1 pseudogene is annotated in these 271 nt (G+C 40.2%); it reads right to left on the bottom strand.

The annotated features are described in order from the left end of the window. Positions 1-271: pseudogene (locus CO726_RS31375) on the bottom strand (helicase); the annotation flags it as partial.

Raw genomic sequence — 271 nt, 5'->3', positions numbered from 1 at the left:
TGGTAGCCCAGATAGAAGGTTCTACATTGCTTTGTTTGTCCAATACGCCAGTGTCTTCTTGCGGCTTGGTTTAACGTAAATAAGCTAAATGATAGTTGGTAGAAAATTAACGTTGGTGTCGCCAACAAGTCCAATCCAACTTTTACCAATTCTTGCGAACAAATGATAACATTCACACCGCTATTTACTTGCTCTTTTAACCATTCACTACGTTTTGGTGGAGTAACTGTATTGGTACGGAGAATAGCTACTTTCGCACCAGGTACTTGCT

Source organism: Bacillus fungorum, assembly GCF_002746455.1.
Classification (GTDB): Bacteria; Bacillota; Bacilli; order Bacillales; family Bacillaceae_G; genus Bacillus_A; species Bacillus_A fungorum.
Note: the sequence above shows the minus strand (reverse complement) of the source record. Positions and strands in the feature narration are given on the sequence as shown.